The 19531-nt window shown below is 39.9% G+C and carries 20 protein-coding genes; all 20 read right to left on the minus strand.

Annotated elements, in window-relative coordinates; all coding sequences use genetic code 11:
- A partial coding sequence (locus AB5170_RS20995) for a SpaA isopeptide-forming pilin-related protein (RefSeq protein ID WP_368365147.1) occupies positions 1-5680 on the minus strand: 5680 nt, incomplete at its 3' end.
- 656 nt (positions 5681-6336) lie between these two features.
- A complete protein-coding gene (locus AB5170_RS21000) occupies positions 6337-6822 on the minus strand; it encodes a hypothetical protein (protein ID WP_117639532.1) in 486 nt (161 codons plus the stop codon).
- The gene (locus tag AB5170_RS21005; RefSeq protein WP_117639530.1) at positions 6815-7375 is read right to left on the minus strand and encodes a hypothetical protein; all 561 of its coding nucleotides are present in this window, start codon (positions 7373-7375) and stop codon (positions 6815-6817) included. Before AB5170_RS21005 ends, AB5170_RS21000 begins: the two co-directional genes overlap by 8 nt.
- 84 nt (positions 7376-7459) lie before the next feature.
- Positions 7460-8035 (minus strand): hypothetical protein, encoded by a 576-nt coding sequence (locus AB5170_RS21010; RefSeq protein WP_151190353.1) that lies wholly within the window; start codon positions 8033-8035, stop codon positions 7460-7462.
- Between the two features lie 11 nt (positions 8036-8046).
- Complete coding sequence (locus tag AB5170_RS21015) at positions 8047-8448, minus strand: hypothetical protein (RefSeq protein ID WP_117639526.1); 402 nt, start codon at positions 8446-8448, stop codon at positions 8047-8049.
- A gap of 17 nt (positions 8449-8465) precedes the next feature.
- The gene (locus AB5170_RS21020) at positions 8466-9065 is read right to left on the minus strand and encodes a hypothetical protein (RefSeq protein ID WP_151190354.1); all 600 of its coding nucleotides are present in this window, start codon (positions 9063-9065) and stop codon (positions 8466-8468) included.
- Between the two features lie 2 nt (positions 9066-9067).
- On the minus strand, positions 9068-9535 hold the full coding sequence (locus AB5170_RS21025) for an RNA polymerase sigma factor (RefSeq protein ID WP_151190355.1): 468 nt from the start codon (positions 9533-9535) through the stop codon (positions 9068-9070).
- Between the two features lie 285 nt (positions 9536-9820).
- Entirely contained in the window at positions 9821-10282 is a 462-nt protein-coding gene (locus tag AB5170_RS21030) for a sigma-70 family RNA polymerase sigma factor (protein ID WP_187565290.1), read from the minus strand.
- A gap of 16 nt (positions 10283-10298) precedes the next feature.
- Complete coding sequence (locus tag AB5170_RS21035; protein WP_151190434.1) at positions 10299-10940, minus strand: sigma-70 family RNA polymerase sigma factor; 642 nt, start codon at positions 10938-10940, stop codon at positions 10299-10301.
- A gap of 129 nt (positions 10941-11069) precedes the next feature.
- Positions 11070-11219 (minus strand): hypothetical protein, encoded by a 150-nt coding sequence (locus tag AB5170_RS21040; protein WP_173770149.1) that lies wholly within the window; start codon positions 11217-11219, stop codon positions 11070-11072.
- Between the two features lie 124 nt (positions 11220-11343).
- Positions 11344-11697, minus strand: coding sequence for a helix-turn-helix transcriptional regulator (locus AB5170_RS21045; RefSeq protein WP_334284918.1), 354 nt, complete (start codon positions 11695-11697; stop codon positions 11344-11346).
- 138 nt (positions 11698-11835) lie between these two features.
- Positions 11836-12180: a DUF6050 family protein gene (locus AB5170_RS21050; RefSeq protein ID WP_151190433.1), complete on the minus strand. Its 345-nt coding sequence runs from the start codon at positions 12178-12180 to the stop codon at positions 11836-11838.
- Positions 12181-12185: 5 nt separating this feature from the next.
- Complete coding sequence (locus AB5170_RS21055; protein ID WP_347505164.1) at positions 12186-13319, minus strand: DUF6017 domain-containing protein; 1134 nt, start codon at positions 13317-13319, stop codon at positions 12186-12188.
- Complete coding sequence (locus tag AB5170_RS21060) at positions 13300-14211, minus strand: ParB/RepB/Spo0J family partition protein (protein WP_330591321.1); 912 nt, start codon at positions 14209-14211, stop codon at positions 13300-13302. The genes AB5170_RS21055 and AB5170_RS21060 overlap by 20 nt, the downstream gene beginning before the upstream one ends.
- On the minus strand, positions 14198-14983 hold the full coding sequence (locus AB5170_RS21065; protein ID WP_151190431.1) for a ParA family protein: 786 nt from the start codon (positions 14981-14983) through the stop codon (positions 14198-14200). Before AB5170_RS21065 ends, AB5170_RS21060 begins: the two co-directional genes overlap by 14 nt.
- A gap of 30 nt (positions 14984-15013) precedes the next feature.
- Positions 15014-15190, minus strand: a complete 177-nt coding sequence (locus tag AB5170_RS21070; protein WP_173770147.1) for a hypothetical protein — start codon at positions 15188-15190, stop codon at positions 15014-15016.
- Entirely contained in the window at positions 15177-15650 is a 474-nt protein-coding gene (locus AB5170_RS21075) for a DUF6075 family protein (RefSeq protein ID WP_151190430.1), read from the minus strand. Before AB5170_RS21075 ends, AB5170_RS21070 begins: the two co-directional genes overlap by 14 nt.
- A gap of 219 nt (positions 15651-15869) precedes the next feature.
- Positions 15870-17912: a lysine--tRNA ligase gene (gene lysS, locus AB5170_RS21080; RefSeq protein WP_368361579.1), complete on the minus strand. Its 2043-nt coding sequence runs from the start codon at positions 17910-17912 to the stop codon at positions 15870-15872.
- A gap of 12 nt (positions 17913-17924) precedes the next feature.
- Positions 17925-18407, minus strand: coding sequence for a transcription elongation factor GreA (greA, locus tag AB5170_RS21085; RefSeq protein WP_342978533.1), 483 nt, complete (start codon positions 18405-18407; stop codon positions 17925-17927).
- 394 nt (positions 18408-18801) lie between these two features.
- Positions 18802-19269, minus strand: coding sequence for an Hsp20/alpha crystallin family protein (locus AB5170_RS21090; protein WP_148461412.1), 468 nt, complete (start codon positions 19267-19269; stop codon positions 18802-18804).
- Positions 19270-19531: the final 262 nt, after the last annotated feature.

Consider the following 19531-nt stretch of genomic DNA (forward strand, 5'->3'; position numbering starts at 1 on the left):
GTATATAATCTCCAATCGGAAGTTTTTCCATATAATGCGGCTTGTCTGTAGAAGTCCAGCTTTCCACCGCATTTCCATCTTTATCAAGCACCGTCATTTTTGCCCCCGGCAATTCTTTCCCCGAAATATCCGTTTTGGAAATCTCAACCTTTGTCACATCGTCTTTCATTTCCACTTTCTGAACTTCTGCAGTATTTTCAACAGTGAACGTAATACTTTCCGCTGTCACATAACCATCTGCCGGAAGTGTTTCTGTCAGAGTATATTCTTTGCCGACTTCCAGTTCTTTGATAATGTGCGGCTCCGTACCGGATGTCCACTCATCTACCACAGTTCCGTCCTGATCGGTTACTTCCAGTTTTGCACCCGGTAACTCTTCTCCTGTGGTAAGGTCAGATTTTGTGATTTCAAAGATAGTTGCCTCATTTTCAAAGGTGTGCTCAAAAGTAACTTCCGGCACATCCGCTCCAGCATACTCGAAAGTAAATTCTTTTACTTCTTCTGTCGTAACAAAACCTGCAGGTGCTTTTACTTCCTTCACATAGAAGCTGCCACCTACCGGAAGATCTGCAGTAAAGAAGATTTTTCCATCCTTGTCAGTCGCTTTCTGCTCCATAATGGTATCTGCTTTTACAAGCACATCACCGTCAGTATTCTTAATATCTTCTTTGGCACAAAGGGCAAATACGCCGCCCTCCAGCACACGGTCAGAATCTTTCTCTTTTTTGGTTACGATCACTTTTGCTTTCTGACGGCTGTTCTGCCATTCAGAATCGAAAGTTACCACCGGAGTATCCTGATCACGATAAGTCAGATCAATGTCTCTCGGCTCTCCGTCCAACACAAAACCATCGGCTGTTTCTTTTTCTACCACATAGTATTTTCCAAGCGGCAGGTCATCGGTTCTTGCAATGCCAAGTTCATCGGTTTTGATGGTTGCTACCAGTTCATCCTTTTTGTAATAATCATCACTTTCTCCGTCAGCGGCTTTAATATCTTCTCTGGCATAAATTTCAAAGGTAACGTCTTTCAAAGAGCCTGTCACATAACCCCAGATGGAATCCATTGCTCCTGCAACCATGTCATTCCAGCTCACTTCACTTAAGAATTCACCTTTTTTGTTGATGATGATACGTCCAATCGGAACGTCATCCTTCATTTCCACTTTCTGAATCTCTGCAGTATCCGTGATTGTAAATTCCACTTCTTCTGCTTTTAAGTAGCCATATGGCGCAAATTCTTCACGCAGGATATAGGTTTCCCCGACATGCAGACGTTTGATGATATGCGGTTCCCCTTTTACGGAAGTCCATTTATCAATTTCATTTCCATCTTTATCAAGAACCGTTAGAGTTGCACCATCCAGTTCCACGCCTGTGGTAAGGTCAGATTTTCTAAACTCAACCGTTGTAGGCTGATTCTTAAAGATTTCTTTCAGGCGGACAACTTCTACATCCTGACCCTGATAAGAAACAGTCACTTCGATAATCTCATCAGAAGAAACAAATCCGTCCGGTGCCTGTAATTCTTTGATATAGTAGCTTCCAAATGGTAAATTCTGTTCAAAAATTGCTGTTCCATCTTCGCCTGTGACGGCTGTACAAAGCTGCTCATCTGCTTTCACAATCACTTTTCCCCCGGCTTTGATGTCTTCTTTTGCATATAAACCAAACTCTGCTCCGGCGATGGTGCTGCCATTTTCCGCATCCTGTTTTTCCACGGAAATTTCCACTTTCTGACGCTCATTGATGAACTCTACGCTTTCCACCACGGCAGGAGTATCCTGATCCACATAGACAAACTGCACATTCTGCTCTGCTTTGTTATGTACAAAACCATCCGGTGCTGTTTTTTCTACAACCCTGTAATTTCCAAGTGGAAGATTTTTGATTGTGGCACTTCCTGTTTCATCTGTTGTAAGCTCTGCCACCAAAGTATCTTTGGCATACTCTAAAATACGGTTTCCGGCATCGTCTTTCTGAAAATCTGCAGTATAAATATCTTCTGCAGCGTAGATTGCAAAGACTGCTCCGGCAAGGTTTTCCATCTCATATTTGAAGTCCTTTCCGTAGTCTTTCAGAACTTCACCTTTTTTCACTACTGTAAGTTCCCCTTTTACCGGATGATTTTCATAAACCACTTCGATAATGGCATCTCCTGAAACCGGTTCAATCTGATACAGAGTATCGCTATCTACTTTAATTTCCGCATAATTCTTGTTGATGGTATATCCATCGGGCGCTGTCACTTCTTCAATACGATAATGACCGATTTTCAAATTCTGCGGAAGGATTAAATATCCATCAGCATCGGTAAAATAGGATTTATGTACAATAGTAGTCGGATAGGTCGTTACCTGTTCTACATATTTCTCATTATCCATATCGTAAATCTTAAATTCTGTTCCAGCAGCCAGCACTGTTTTCTTTGTTTCATCGTCCTGTTTCGTGATTTTCAATTTGGCAGAAAACTCATCATCCAAAAGCACACGCCATACCTGCGGCTCTGTCGGCTTATGCTCTGTGATTCTTACAATAAAATCATCCACTGGTTTATAATTATGCGGTGTCGTTGTCTCTCTTACCACATAAGTTCCATATGGAAGTGGAATGGATACTGCATAGCCTTTTTTATCGGTAAAGATTTCAGTTGCCCCATTTTCTCCAAGTACCACCGGAGTAACGGAATCAAAGTCATAAGTTCCATCTTCTTTCACAGTTAAAGAAGATACCAGATAAGCAGTAAATCCTGCGCCTTCAAGAAGTGCTGCATCGGTATTCCCGTTATTTGCAGCCTTAATAATCTGGAACGGCTGCTTCTTGACCTGCTCTAAGGATGTACAGCTTCGTTCCACCACAGCCACTAAATCCCCTTCATAATCACAGACAAGATCATATTCATTTTTATCTGTCAGATAACCTGTCGGCGGTGTAATTTCTTTCACAAAATATTTACCGAGATACAGGTTTTCTGCAACTGCTTCCCCTTTTTCATTGGTTGTCAGTGATGCCACCTTATCCCCGGCTTTATAAATCACACCTGTTGCCCCATCCGGATGTACGATATCTTCACGTGCATACAAACCATATACTGCTTTTTCCAATGTGGCATCGCCCTGCGGTTCTGCTTTGTTTGTTTCTGCATCTTTTTTCTTCAGGAAAATCTTTGCTGTCACACGTTCATTTACAAATGTATGGGAGAAAGAAACGTCAGCTTCGCTGTCATTGGTATATGAAAATTTAAAAGAATATATATCTTCTTTATTTCTCTGATACCCGGACGGAGCCTGTTCTTCTTTTACATAGTAAGAATTTCCAATCGGAAGATCCGCTGTAAATATCGCTGTCCCATCCTCACCTGTGACTGCCTTTTCAATCAGAGAACCTTTCTTCACAACCACAATGCCGTCTGCGTTTACAATATCATTTCCGGCATACAAACCGAAAATACCGCCATCCAAAGGTTTTTCTGTATCCTTATCTTTCTTTACCACGGATACTTTTGCTTTCTGTCTGTCATTGATAAAAGTAGTCTCTGAAAATACCGCTTCTGCATTCTGCCCTGCATAAGATAACGTCACTGTCTTTTCTTCTTTTGCGTTATAAAAGTTTTCTGGTGCCTGCATTTCCTTCACAATATAAGTTCCGAGATGGAGATTTTTTAATACTGCCGCACCGTTATCTCCCGTTACCAGATGCTCTTTTACCAGCTCGCCTTTCTTATATACCTGTGCCCCATAAGCGGTCATTATATCCTCTCCTGCATATACAGAATAAACAGCACCTTTTTGTCGGCGTTTCTCATAGCGGAACACAATGCCTTTCTCGCTTAAATCTGCACCCGTCAATACCTGTCCCTCTTTATATACAGTGAGCTCTCCAAGCTGTTCTTTATCCGGAACAGTTACAGAAGTAGACTGATTTGCTACAAGTTTCACATTATATGCGGATGTATTGATACGATACCCGGTTGGTGCCGTAATCTCTTTTAAATATACCGTATCTTGTGTTTTCACAATTTCCACAGAGGCCGTACCGTTCTTATCTGTCTTTGGCATCTCCTTGATAAGCTGTGTACAGTTTTTATCTTTATAAATGCCGAACACTGCACCGGACAGTTTCGCATCCTCTTTTTCAGAATCTACTTTTACAACCTGAACTTTTGCAAGTTCCAGCCATGTAACCTGAAAAGAAGCCGTAGTTTCTTCCTCTATTCCCTCTCCAAAAACCAGTGCCAGATTTTGCGTATCGGAACCTGTGGTAATTTTATAAGCAGAATAATCCTTTGTTATGCTTCCTTTCATCTTTGCAGACCAGTTTTGTCCCACATCTTCCGTCTGGGTCAACGGCGCTGAAAGAAAAAACGTTGTACCTCCTTTTACTACAACATCTGCCCCTGCATTGCTGATTTTTCCTGTGGATACGTTATGAAACTTTACGCCCTTTGGCAGTTTCATGGTAATGGACTGTCTGCTGTCTGCCTGAAACGTTACTTCTTTTGTTCTCTGGATATTTCCATCTACATAAGCAGTTACTTTGTCATCTGAAAATGCCATAGCCGCATCCGGGATTTCCGGCTGGCTGACCGCATAACTATATAATTCTTTTGCCAATGCGATTCCGGTATCATTCGCCCCATAAAAAGCATCTTCACTTCCCTCTGCATAGGATGCCGCAAGATGTGTCACGACAAATCTTTTTCCGGCTGAAAAATCGGGATATTTCTTATCAAAAAAACAATCCTCTCCGCTTGCATTTGTCCCATAATAACACACTTTGGACAATTCTTTGCCGTCTCCCAGTTTTGTAATTTCATATACTCCGCTGCCCGGTCCCGGCTTTGACGGCTGGATGCAGTATGCGGTTGCCGTCACGCTTCCAAACTTTACGGTAAACGGACAAGTCAGGTAGGAACCCAGACCATAGTCTGCATAATAATACCAGCCGCCGGAACTTACCTCTACCTGTGATGAACGCAGCATTTTAGGATTGTATGCAGTAAAAGTAACCGTTTCTCCTTCCTCCAATGCCAAAAGGTCCACATTCCCTGCAATCATATGGTTTTTAAACTGTTCCATAACATCTAAAAGTTTCAGGCCACTTTCCTCATCATAAGTGTCCTGCCCTTTTAATGCTTCTAATGCCTGATTCAGTTCTGTTTCCGAAAGTTTTTTCTTATGCGAGTCCGTCTCGCCTTCCTCTGCATCCTCTCCCCCGGTCTGATCATTTCCGTCAGAATCCTGTGCATTTTTCTCTTTATGGATTTCCGCTGACGGCTCTCTTACCACAATATTTCTTTGCACATGATAAGACGGATGACCACTGACAGGCTCTACAAAATACACTGCATGATACGTATCTGCTTTATTTCCATCAAATGCCTGTCCATTCTGGTTCTTTGCCTCGTGGTACGTGACCTTTACTTTTTCCGGATGAATCTTCATTCCTGAGAAATCACTTTTCACGTCAAAACCCGTTCCTGCTTCTACTTCATAATCTTCCGCCGTTACAATCTCATCTTCAGCAAGGGCACCCTTTACTTTTTCCATGTCAGGATATTCTGCTTCGTAAGCCGCTGGCTCCGCTTCTGCCGCATAAGTGGTAACTGGCTGCATAATAGAAGAAATGATTGTCAATGCCGAGAGAAATCCCGATACGATTCTCTTTGATTTCCCTTTCATTCGCTAAGTACCTCTCTTTCTTTGTTTTTTGCCATTCTAATACTGTCCTGTTTCAAAAATTTTTCCTAAGTTCCCATATCTCTTTACCTCCTTTTTTACTTGTACTGCCCATAACAGTACATGAATACAGGGAACTTCCCTGCATGGTATCTACTGTTATACAGCCCGTAACCGGACTGTTTTTTTATTGAGCGTTTTTCCTGTTCTCATCCTGAACCCGTTCCCTGCTCCGGTTTTCTTTCCGCAGCGTTTTCTCCGAAAGGGTGGGCAGAATGCCCACTCCATGCCGGGTATCTATTCAGGCAGGCTATGAAATTATCAAGGTACATATAAAGGGATTTTTGAAATAAGAAAATACCCTCTCACTAATCGCAGGCTGGAGAGGGTAAAAATTGACCGTTTATAGAAATTTTTTGTTATATGGATTTCAAAGAATTGTCAGTGTGTTTTCTATCGCAACAAACACCAGCATTATTAAAGAGAATTGTTAAAACAACACTAGCGTATTTGATACAAAAAACGGGAGAGAACTGCATAAAAAACAATTCTCTCCCGTAATCATTATTCACATTAATTTTTAATTAGCCCAATCAAGATATGTAGAATCAACCAATATACCTCTACTTTCCTTAAATGTGTCTACCAATGTACATTCTTTAGTATTCAGTCTCTTTTTTACATTCATTATATGAATATAACGTATTAAGATAATTATGGTATTTTATAGAATCAGTTTCTATTTCACCAACATCTATTCCATGAAGAATCGTAATATACATTTCAAGCATGGCACAATTACTATATAGTCTATCCGTATCATTATCATACACAACACAAAGAAAAGGTTCTAATGCATATCTGCTATGAAAATACAAATAGAAACTATGGCTTATTTCATTGTCTTTAACTATATAAATATCTGACACATTTAAATTTTTAATTGGTAAAGTTTCCAACGTGGCACGTGTTATAGCGTCCATCTTTTGTATGGATACTTTTTGATATAAAACAAATTTTTTCATAAGAATTTCAAGAACATCTCTTGTTTTCTTATACGGTTTTACAATGCTGTTATTATATTCTCGTTTTAAGTCATTTATAAACGATTCTGTCTCTGGATTTATTAAAACTTTTTTACACATCAACCCATCCACCTATTTCATTAAATTTAATCCAATAATCTTCGTTGTAAAAATAGCATCGGAGATTATTTGTTGAAATATATACACTTTCTTCAGTGTCAGGAATCACGCAAGTACCTATTGAACGATATCCTTGTGTTGCAGATAATCCATCAATAAGAAAACCTTTACTATAATATTGTGAATCACCTACAATATATAGGTTATCAGCCCTTAACGCTTGAACCGCATTAGAACCTTGCCAACGAATATAAATCGTATATAAGGTAGGAATTCCACCAGTTCTTCCACTCAGGACACATGTTACCGTTGTAAAGCCACTACGAAGTTGCCCTGAATAGTTACCGTTTTCATCCAAAAACAGACGTCCATCAAATGTCGTAGAAGGTCCATCGAGAGACATTATATCAGCATTCGTATTTGTCTCTATGTCGGAAGCAAATACTGTTTCAAAATTTATCGACAACAACAAACAACAAGCCAAAAATATGCTCATTACTTTTCTAATTTTTTTCATATCCATCTTTATATGGTTTTTATTAAATCTGAACATTATCGCTACCTCCAATCGTAGAATTATCAGTTGTTATTCTTTACATTAAGCATACGTATATTTATCTTTTTCAAAGAAAATAACCTACTGAACAAATTTTAATGTATCAAAGTCAATCTCTGGTACCGTAACTGCTCTTCCTGCACTTTGGGCAGCACTTAAATAGATATAGTCATTCACGATCCATCCCGGATAACCGATTGAGCTGTCAGACACCTGCCACCAAATATAGTTTTCATTCAAAGAATAATTATCATTTAACAAAACCCAATCTTTTCTGGTTTCATACAATAACCCATTAATTACTCCGGAAGTGCTCGGTGTGCTTCTTAAACGAACACCATTTCCTTTTACATATGCGAGATAGTAATATTCTTTTGACTTCATCAGTGTCTTCACATCTGGATTTTCTTCCCAGATTTTTTCAATCTCATTCTGATCTGTGATAATTTCAAGATCGGCAAATACTTCGTTTTGGTCTAAATACTTTTGAATTCTGGGATTCTCTGAAACAATTTCATTAATGGTTTCTTTGTCAGTCACAACTTCTAAATTTGCAAAGGGCTCTTTAACTTTCTCTGCCGCAAATGCAGTCACAGAACTGGTTACTACAACACAACAACAAATGAATAAACCACATAAACGCTTAATTTTTCTCATATTTCTTCCTCCTAATGTGGTGCATGTGAATATGCAAACTGCCAATCAGAAAGACTCTTTAGAGCAGCGCCACAGCATTTGCACATAATAACTCTTTTGGTATAGACCCAGCATTCAGTAGGACTTACTTTCGCATGACCATAAAGAGTTGTCTTAACCTGATTGCATGGAATATGCGTACAGGAAGCTCTTAAATTTTTATCTGAGACAATGTTTACCTCTTTATCAACATCCAACTGTTCCATAAAAGAATCTGCTATTTCCTCTGATACGCTAACTTCCTCGCCATTTTCATTAAAAAATGAAACTTCAACCTTTTCCGGCTCCTGTTCTGCTGCTGAAACACTAATCGTCGGCACCAAAATCAGTCCACATACTAATAATATGCTCCATATTTTTTTGATTGTTTTCATATTCTTCCTCCGTTTTATTATTTTTTTAACATTTCAACACTACACTGTCCATCTCTCCTTTCCAATATCAATGTAATTCTTTCGACCATTTTTCCGTCATAATTACATACTTCAATATTTAGTGTTGAACTGTCAGTTTCTGGTATTTTAATAACATTCCCGTCCTGATCTCTGAAATTTATACTATTCATTCCATCTGGCATCCAAAAAATCTTATTTCCATTTCTGAAAATATTATCAGCATTCAAGTTTTGTTCATTTTCTATCGTATAATATCTGCTTCCTTCTTCCACACTCATTTCCAGAACATACCCATATCCCAATGGAGTTCTTTGTTTTTCCAAGTTTACTCTCTCATTTAGTCTTAATTGCACCATTTTATCCCCAGTTGCCGCATAAACTACTAAATCAGGAGATTGCAGGTAATAATTTACAGAAAACATTATCATCATAGCTAATGCAACTACTGCTACACGATAATATCCTCTCATAAGAACTTTTTTTCTTCTTTGGGATTCAATTCTCTTTTTGTATGCTATAAAGAGTTTTCTCTCATTCTGCTCTGTCAGCACAATATCATCTGCTAATTTTGATATATTCTCTAATTTTTTTTCCAATTTTATCTGCCCTCACTTTCATATTTTTCTTTTAATCTTTTTCTTGCCCGTTCTAGTTTTTTCTTCACTGCACTCTCTGAAACCTTCAACATATCAGCAATCTCCTTGCAAGAATAGCCTTCTATATAATAAAGAATTAGTACTTCTTTATCCTTTGCATTTAATGTCATCAATGTATCCATAATTCCTGTTTCTTCAGGTTTATGGTAATGTAGTGCAAGAGTTTCGTAATCTACCGTTGGATGCATCCTTCTGAAACGGAGTATGTTTTTACAAATATTAATATTAACTCTTGTCAGCCATGCTCTTTCATGGCTTTCGTCATTAAAGTCCTTTTTTGTATTTAAATATTTCAAAAATGATTCCTGCACTGCATCATAAGCATCCTCTTCGCTACACAGCATAATAATTGATATTTTATACAACAGTTTACAATATTTATTAAAAATCTGATCAGCATTTCTTTTCATCTTTTTTTCTCCTCATATATATCACACATATAATACATAATTGGTGACACCTAAACCAAAAAAGCAAAAAAATATTTAACCACCTGCTACTCACCAAAGATTTTTCCATTCTTCTGCTTGTATTCTATATCATAATTATAGAAGCTAACTTCGGATACATAAACAGCTTTGTAAACTGACAGCTCTTCCCACCAATTTACAAAGCTGTTTTCATTTCATATACGTTGTCTTATACTGATACTATAACTTTAAATTTATATGATTTTAGAACAATTTTCCACTATTTTAATTGAAATAAATACATCCTCCCTCAATTCCAAGTTCTTTCATTATATTTTTAAGTGTCTTCAAAATTCGTTTTTTTCTGTTCTGTATTGTTTTACGGCTACATCCACAAATTTGTGCCGCTTCTTTCACTGTAACCTCTTCAAAAAATAACAGATAAATCAGATATGCCTCCTGTTCCGGTAACTGTTCTAAACTCTCCTTCAATTTTTTCAGGCATTCACTGCGTACTGCCATCTCCTCCGGCTGTCCTTCCTGCGATATAGAAGTTTTTGCAAAACTGCCTTCCTGCACCACATCAAGACTGCAAACACCGTATTTCTGTTTCTGTTCCTGCTGGTATTTTTCCCTTCTCCGGGACTGATACCATTCCAGATAAACCTCCCTGGTTACTTCCACAAGTGTTTCGTTTTCTGTCCGCAAAATATAATTTTTTCGTTCTTTCGGCTTCTTTCCACGCATATCTTCTTTCCTCCCACTATCTTATCTCTTTTCGATTGCAGCCACCTGACCGTACATCTGCATAATATCTCCGCATCCTGTTCATCGCCCTTGACAGGGTTCTGGACACCGCAGACGGAGAAATTCCCAATTCTTTTGACAGTTCATTCTGTGTTTTTTGATGAAAGAAACATCCGTAAAATACCCTTTTCTGCAGTTCCGTCAAAACCTCAAATATTTCATTTACAGACTCTCTGCCAACCAGCATCTCCAATGGAGACTTTTCTTCTGTCTGAAGCATTCCCCATTCTTCCGAAACATCACTGTATGAGATTGTCCAGCCCTGTTCTTTCGATTCCTGATTACGACTCAAACGGTCTTCTCCTTCCAATACCAGACGGATATACCACTCCCTTTGATTAAAAAACTCTTCCGAAATACAGTCCGCCTGTTCCGCATTGTATTGATATTCCCCACAAAAACAAATCGGAAATACCGTAGTGAACCGACTAACCTGATACAACGCATAGCCATTTTGAAATGCCAAGATTTCTGTCTCACAACCCATGCTCTTTTTGGCAATGACCGTTCCATATTCTTTTAATTTTTTTGCAGTTGGAATTTTCATGCCCGGATATGGGACATCTACGATCTGTTTTAATTCCTGTAATGTCAGCATAACTACCACCTCTTCCGGGTGGCAGAAAATAAAAACATCACAGACGAAAAAACAGTAAAAGACAGCTCCCGGCACACCCGTTTTTTTTTAACGGGAGCCTGAAACTCCTTTTACTGCCACATAAATTTCTTATGCTTTATTTTGTTCTGATAATTCCGGCTGTGAAGCAGCCACTTCATTATCCCTGCTATCTTCCTTTTTCTCCGAAAAAACAGAGAAATCGCCCATTGCATCATATGGGCATCTTTGTCTGTATGCAAGGCACTCTTCCCTTGTCATATCCTGCCTCCTTTCTGTCCGCATCTGTTCTCTTTCCTGACTTAAAGTTTAACAACATTGGCTTTCCATTACCTCATCAGATATGGGGATATTTCTAAATATTCCCACCATATCTGTTGAATTTCTACAATTCCGTACCAAATCCCTCAATCAACACTTCCATTGTCTTTTCCAAAATTTTCTGTTCTTTCCGTTTCAGTTTTTTCGCACGACAAATCAAATCATACAGACGATGGTTTTCTTCTTCCTTACATTCCCCCAATAGTGTTCCTGCATCGGTTTTCAGAATCACCGCCAGCTTCCTGAATATCTCAATAGACATTGCTGTCTGTCCTCCCTCAATCCTGCTGATCGTGTTGGGGCTGATACCTGTTTTTTCTGCTAATACTTCCTGTGATAAGTGAATTTCCTGCCGCCTTTTGCGAATACGGTTTCCTAAGTCAATCAAATCCTGCGATTCCGCACGATTACCCAACACACATCCTCCTTTACTTTGCGACACCGTGTCGCAAGGTTTTTCTTAAAAAGGGCAAAAAAGCAGCCAATATTTTTTACGCATTGGCTGCTTTTCACACTCTATATTCTATTTTTTATACTTTGTTTTTTCTCTTTGAAATCATGTTCTAAATGCTTTTCTCACTATCCACAAACCACCATATCCAATACTCTTTAACAGATATGTTCCCACCATAAGCAAACGCCATGTCAAAACCACGCTGCCTATCATTCCTCCTATCAGCAGATTAAAAGCAAACATTCCAACAGTACCGCCTATATCAAACCCTTTTGGAATCATCCAGAAATACATTTTTTGTATGCCAAAGGGAATCCCTGAAACTATCCACAATTTCCGGTAATCACACACACCGTTTTCCACACAAAACAGATAAACAATAAACATTACCACAGCTATCCCTAAAAGCGGAACTGCCACATTCTCCAAAAATTCTTTTCTTCTCATCCGTTTTATCCTCCTCCATACATATCGTGATTCACTTCTGCTCTGTAATAATTTTCTATGGTCATGGTTGAATTGTAGAGTGTTGTCAGAAGATACGCCCGGATATTTCCTACCTTGCTGGTATTCTTCTCAAGGCAGCCAACGACATATTCAATATGCCCATGTTCCACCTTCATAAAGCGGTTCTTCACAATCACCACAGGCTTGTCCACTCCGCCAATGCGAACAGTGCTGTTATCCGGCATGACCATAACCTCTACCATCAGTTCCACAAGTTCATCCACTTCCTCCTGTTGTCGATACCTGCTGTCCTCAAAACACTCATACGAAATATTTTCCCTGATAATTTTCCGATAGGCTTCCATCTCTTCCACCATATCTATCATTCCTGCTGTTTTCCTCACTGATAGATGAGAAAGATTAGATAAGATATTATCTGTCTCGTTAAAATCAGTTTCACTACTCTCAATGTCACTATACTCATTTTCACTAAAATCAGTATTGTTAATATCAGTATTATTAGATTGTGATTTTGGACATTCAGGAGTTGTGATTTTCACTATTCCAGAATTGTGATTTTCATCATTCTTGAATTGTGATTCTGCACATTCTTGAATTGTGGTTTTCATCATTCCAGAATTGTGATTTTCATCATTCTTGAATTGTGATTTTGGACATTCCTGAATTGTGGTTTTCACAACTCTTGAATTGTGATTTTCACAATTCTGTGTATTTACAGGCTTTTCCGGCTCTTTTTCTTCCTTTTCAGGCTGTTTGACCATAAAATTCTTCACATAAATCACGTTGGGTTTCCCCAATCCAAGCCGCCTTTTTTCCACCAGGCCAATGCCCTTTTCACTATCCAGTTCCTTTAATAACCGCACTGCCTTCTGTGTGCCACAGTTCATAAGCTCCGCAATTTCTTCCACAGTAAAAATAATGTATACCCTGTCCTCTTCATCGAACCAGCGATTTTTAATACTCAGGCTCATACGGTCCAGCAACAGACCGTATAAAACCTTTGCTTCGCAGGAAATAGTTTTGAAGCATTCTGCGGTAAATAAAATTTTCGGAATCCGGTAAAAGGTATACTGTTCCGCTTCCATTCCATGAAAATAATCAAACTGTATCTCCTGCATCTTCCTGTTCCTCCTTCCCTTTCTTCTTTCTCCACTGTTCCAACAGCGTATAAATTACTTCCTCAACCTGCTCTTTTGTATAGGCTGGCGGAAAATACGAGCGTACCTTCTTTGCCGAAAGAGTTACCTTTGTTTCTGCTTCCTTTTTCTGCAATAAAACAGAATAGATAATTCCCTGATTCAACGTCTTTTCCCTGCTATGATTCTTGAATAACTCCGCCTGTTTATCTGTTACCGTCAAAACTGCATTATCTATTGCCTCTAACACCCATTCCTGTTCTTCTACCGTCAGAAAAGAAAGTTTCTCTCCCGCTTTCATGGAAAGTCTTTTATTGTCTACATAGTCTAATAATCTGGAAATAAGGAATGATAGACGGATATACCGCTGAACCGTCCTTCCGCTTTCGCCAGCAGCTTCTCCTACCAGATCAGCCGTATGCTTCTCTCCCTTGCTTCCCTGATGTTTCATGGCTTCATATTTCATTTTATAAGCATGGGCTTTCTCACTGGGCAGAATATCTTCCCTCTGGATGTTCGTATCCACCATTATCACCGTAGCAGTATCATCATCCATTTCCCGGATAATTACTGGCATCTCTTCCATTCCTGCCAGTTCACACGCCCGCCATCTGCGGTGCCCTGCCACCATCTCATACTCACCATCACCATACGGACGTACAATTCCCGGCATCAGTATTCCATATCGTTTTACACTTTCCACAGTCTCCTGCATTTTTTCATCATCCAATACCCGGAATGGATGGTCTTTGAAGGTGTGAAAAAGACGAATCGGAACGGATACAATCTTCTCTTCTGCCGTTACTTCACTACTGCCAAATAAATCATCATAAGAAGTCAGCTTTATCTTTTCTGCGCTCTTACTCTTCATCATCCAACACCTCCCCTGTCAGATAGTGATAGCCCTCTGCCACAATTCCTTTCGGGTCATGGAGATAGATGCTTTTTCCCTCTGCGGTAGTTTCAGCCGCCCTTACAGACATCGGTATGCAATTTGCAAAAATATGTATTTTGTTTCCGTACACCTCTCGAATCTGAGCCGCAATATCCTTTGCGAAATTTGTCCTGCGGTCTACTTTTGTGAACAAAATCCCCATGATAGAAAGCTCCGGATTCAGTTTTCTGTGTACCCGCCCTATTGTCTTAATAAGCTGCTGTAACCCTTTAACCGGAAGATAAGCCGCTTCTACCGGAATCAATACCCTGTCAGCCGCCACCAATGCGTTAATGGTAATCATACCAAGTGAGGGCATACAGTCAATCAGGATATAATCATACTGTTTTTTTATCCCACATATATACTGCCGCAATACCATTTCCCGACTCATGACATTCACAAGGGAAGTCTCCAATCCTGCAAGTTCAATATTGGCAGGGATAAAATCCACCCCTTCTTCATGATGGATAATTCCTTCTCCCGGCTCCGGTTCCTTGTCATTGATAAGTTTTTCCATAATATTGACCAGTGTCTCATCCAGCTCGTCCGGTTCCTGAATCCCAAGACTGACCGCCATGCTTCCCTGTGCATCTGCTTCAATCAGAAGCACTTTTTTCCCTTCCCTTGCAAGACCGATTCCTAAATTCACACAGGTAGTTGTCTTTCCGACACCACCTTTTTGGTTTGCGACTGCGATTACTCTACACATACTTTCTTCCTGCCTTTCTCCTGTCATGCTTTACTGCATGGTATTTTCTCTTTTCTCTATTTCTGCGTATACACGAAAATATTTGTTTGTTCCTTTATTTGCAAACGGTTTCGATACTCCAAGCACCCGGATTTTCGGGTGCTGTTCCAAAAGTTTCCCAAACCACTGTATATCCTTAACTGTTCCCTGTAATCTAACCTTCAGCATATGAATCCTCCCAATCCCGATAAAAACAATACTCCGGATAACGGATTTTGACTGCCTCCCAAAAGTACCTTGCATAGCCACAGCAGAATAAATCACTGACCGAATATTCCCTGCATTCATCTACCTGTCTGTCACTGTCTCCTTCATAATCATAAACACTGGGAGTACCGTCACAATATAGGTTAAATGCCAGCCGTATAATCCTTACGCTGCCGCTTGTCTGCCAGCCTTCATGCAGGCATTCCGTTTTCACGTATCCTGTCTTAAAATCGTATATCTGTTCTGCGTTTTCTCTTGTATCCCGGTCAATTCCAAGACAATACACCAATGCCTTGTGGTATACATCCTGATATCTGCACTTTGGCAGATAGGTGTAATAAAATTTTTCGTGCTCCTTATTTTTGAAAGTAATTGTGCGAGTAGTATCTTTACCTGCTCTTAACGCTGTGTTATTTGCCATTTTAATTTCCTCCTGTTTTTTTGTACATGACCGTAACAAAAAAGACACTCTTCTAAAATTTCTCTTAGAAAAGTGTCCTCATAATGTAAAAATATTGATTTCATTTTGCATGGACTATTTAAAATCATTTATTATAGCCCATTAAGGAGGTTTTATTTGTCGTACCTTTGTCGTACTCTACATCAAAAAGCCTACATTTTTTAATCCTTTATCGGATTTTTAATACAGCTTTGCACCAGCCGGAATATGTTCATCTACCATCAGTAAATGTAATCCCTCTCTTCCGTCTTCCTCGTGTACTGCTGAAATCAGCATACCTTCGGAATCAATGCCCATCATCTTTCTCGGCGGAAGGTTTACGATTGCAATCGCTGTTTTTCCTACCAGTTCTTCCGGTTCATAATACTCGTGAATACCGCTTAAAATCGTGCGTTTACGGTCTGTTCCGTCATTCAGAGTGAACTTTAAAAGCTTCTTACTCTTCGGAACTGCCTCACACGCTTCAATCTTTACGGCTCGAAAATCTGACTTGCTGAAAGTGTCAAAGTCAACGTTTTCTTCAAAAAGCGGTTCGATTTTTACATTGGAAAAATCAATCTTCTCAGCAGGTTTTTCCTCTGCTTTTACAGCCGGTGCTGCCTGTGCCGCATTGTTTGCTTCGTTCTTGGAAGCGCCCTGTGACTTCATTGTCGGGAACAGCAACACATCACGAATGGCCTGGCTGTCTGTCAGCAGCATAACAAGACGGTCAATTCCGTATCCGATACCACCTGTCGGCGGCATACCGATTTCCAGCGCATTCAGGAAATCTTCATCTGTATGGTTTGCTTCTTCATCACCAGCATCTGCAAGTGCATCCTGCGCCTTGAAACGCTCGCGCTGATCAATCGGATCATTCAGCTCGGAATATGCGTTACACATTTCCCATGTATTAATGAAAAGTTCAAAACGCTCTACCTTGTTTGGATCAGAAGGTTTCTTCTTGGTCAGAGGAGAAATCTCGATCGGGTGATCCATAATAAATGTAGGCTGAATCAGCTCTTTCTCACAATATTCTTCGAAGAAGAGATTGATAATATCGCCTTTCTTGTGACGCTCCTCATACTCGATATGATGCTCAGCAGCAAGCTTCTTGGCAGCTTCATCATCTGCCACCTGGTCGAAGTCAATTCCTGCATATTTCTTGATCGCATCATTCATGGTCAGACGCTCAAATGGCTTTCCAAGATCAATCTCGATACCATTGTAAGAAATCTTAGTGGAACCGCAAACCTTCTCTGCCAAATAGCGGAACATGGATTCCGTAAGTTCCATCATTCCTTCATAATCTGTATATGCCTGGTAAAGCTCCATCAGTGTAAATTCCGGATTGTGACGGGTATCAACACCCTCATTACGGAATACACGGCCAATCTCGTAGACTCTTTCAAGTCCGCCAACGATCAGTCGTTTCAGATAAAGTTCCAGTGAAATACGAAGCTTAACATCTTCGTTCAGTGCATTGTAATGTGTCTCAAATGGTCTGGCAGCTGCACCACCAGCATTGGAAACCAGCATTGGAGTCTCTACTTCCATGAAGTCACGGCCAGCAAGGAAGTTTCGGATCTCTTTAATGACCTGAGAGCGCTTGATAAATACGTTCTTGCTCTCCTGGTTCATGATCAGGTCTACGTATCTCTGACGATAACGCATATCTGTGTCTGTCAATCCGTGGAATTTCTCCGGAAGGATCTGCAGGCTCTTTGATAAAAGAGTCATTTTCTCTGCATGAATAGAAATCTCACCGGTTCTGGTTCTGAATGCAAAACCTTCCAGACCGAAGATATCGCCGATATCGGATTTCTTAAAGTCTGCATAAGAATCTGCTCCGATGGCGTCTCTTGCAACATATACCTGAATATTTCCCTGTAAATCCTGGATATTGCAGAAAGAAGCTTTTCCCATGACTCTCTTGAACATCATACGTCCAGCGATTGCCACATGGATCGGGCTGGCATCCATAATACTTCTTCTCTCTTCGTAGTCGTTCTTCTGAACTTCCTTTGCCTGCTCTTCATCAAGACCTGTTACATCCGGCTCTGTGCGATCCTTCAGCAGCTCTGCTTCATGTGCCTCATAAAGGTTCTTTACTTCCAGTGAATGATGGGTCTGATTAAATTTTGTTATCTGAAATGGATCCTTGCCATTCGCCTGAAGCTCTGCCAGTTTATCACGGCGGATTTTCAGAAGCTGATTCAGATCCTGATTCTTCTGTTCTGCCACTTTTGTGCCTCCTTAAATATTACGCTGGATTTCCAGCACTTTGTACTTCATGATACCGGATGGCAGCTCTACTTCTACAATATCACCTGTGTGTGCGCCCATAAGAGCCTTTCCTACAGGAGATTCGTTAGAAATCTTGCCTTCCAGGCTGTTTGCCTCTGTGGAGCCAACCAGCTTCAGTTCTATATCTTCCTCAAATTCGAAGTCATGTACTTTTACTTTACATCCTACGCTGATCTTGTCAAGATCGACTTCGTCCTCAACTACAACCTCAGCGTTCTTCAGGATTTTCTCAATTTCTTCAATACGCGCTTCGATATCTCTCTGCTCATCTTTAGCTGCATCGTACTCTGCATTCTCGGACAGGTCTCCCTGCTCTCTTGCCTCTTTGATCTTACCTGCTACTTCTTTTCTTTTTACTACCTTTAAATCATGCAGCTCTTCTTCCAGTTTTTTAAGTCCTGCATAGGTTAGTAAGTTCTTCTTTTCTTCCATTATAGCCTTACTCCCTTTCATTCCGGCGGCTTGTCGCCCCGTATCATACATTTCTTATATGCTGTTTCTCCCGGAAAATTCCATTACTATAAAAGCCCTGAACAAAAAGCTGCAGAAATATACCAACAACAGATAACATTCATGCGCCAAACAGTCCACTTTTATAATTGGTAATGCCTGCAAAAGCAGACATTTCATTACCCAAAAGGGTACAAATTCACTAGGATATTCACAGTTTCACCATTATAGCTAAATCAACAGGCATTGTCAAGACAGAAAAATAGCGAACAAATGTAAAAAAAGATGCCGCAGAACCACCATTTTCCGTGATTCTGCGGCATCTTACTTCTTAATTATGCTATTCTCTCAGAATATGCTTCTGAAGGGGGAAAAGTTATCCTTCGATGGCAATGTGTTTCTTCTCTTCCACTGCTGGTTTCGCTTCTTTCTTCGGAACAAACAGTTTCAGAATGCCATGTTTAAACTCAGCCTTAATATCCTCCTGCTGAACATCCTCGCCTACATAAAAGCTTCTGCTGCAGGCTCCTGCGTAACGCTCCCTGCGGATATAATGACCGGATTCTTTCTCCTGCTCATCTTTGTCCAGACCTTTCTCAGCGCTGATGGTCAGATAGCCATTCTCCAGGGAAGCCTTAATCTCATCTTTGGTAAATCCTGGAAGATCAACTACCAGCTGATAACCGTTATCCATTTCCTTAATATCAGTCTTCATAACGTGGCTGGCTCTCTTGCCATAAAGCTTCTTCTCGGTATCTTTCATTGCTTTATCATCATAATAGAATGGAAAATCATTAAAGAAATCATCAAATAAGTTCTCTCCAAAAATACTAGGCATTAACATAAGTCATCTCTCCTTTTTATATATGCTGTTTACCTTGTTTCTTGGAACTCGGGTGGTAGGGAATTCATAAAGCCTTTCGCTTTTACTTTCTTTTTATCCCCTTCCTTTGTTCTAGTTGTAATATAGCACCTATTATTAGCACTGTCAAGAGGTGAGTGCTAATTATTTTGTGAAGAATTTGTGAACCTTAAATGAAAAACTAACTTCCACCTTTAGTCTGTTTTGTTCTACATTAGGAATTGGGGGTGGAAGTTAGTCTTGC

Origin of the sequence: Ruminococcus sp. RTP21484sp1_RTP21281st1_A8_RTP21281_210402 (assembly GCF_040914025.1) — a bacterium.
Classification (GTDB): Bacteria; Bacillota; Clostridia; order Lachnospirales; family Lachnospiraceae; genus Blautia_A; species Blautia_A faecis.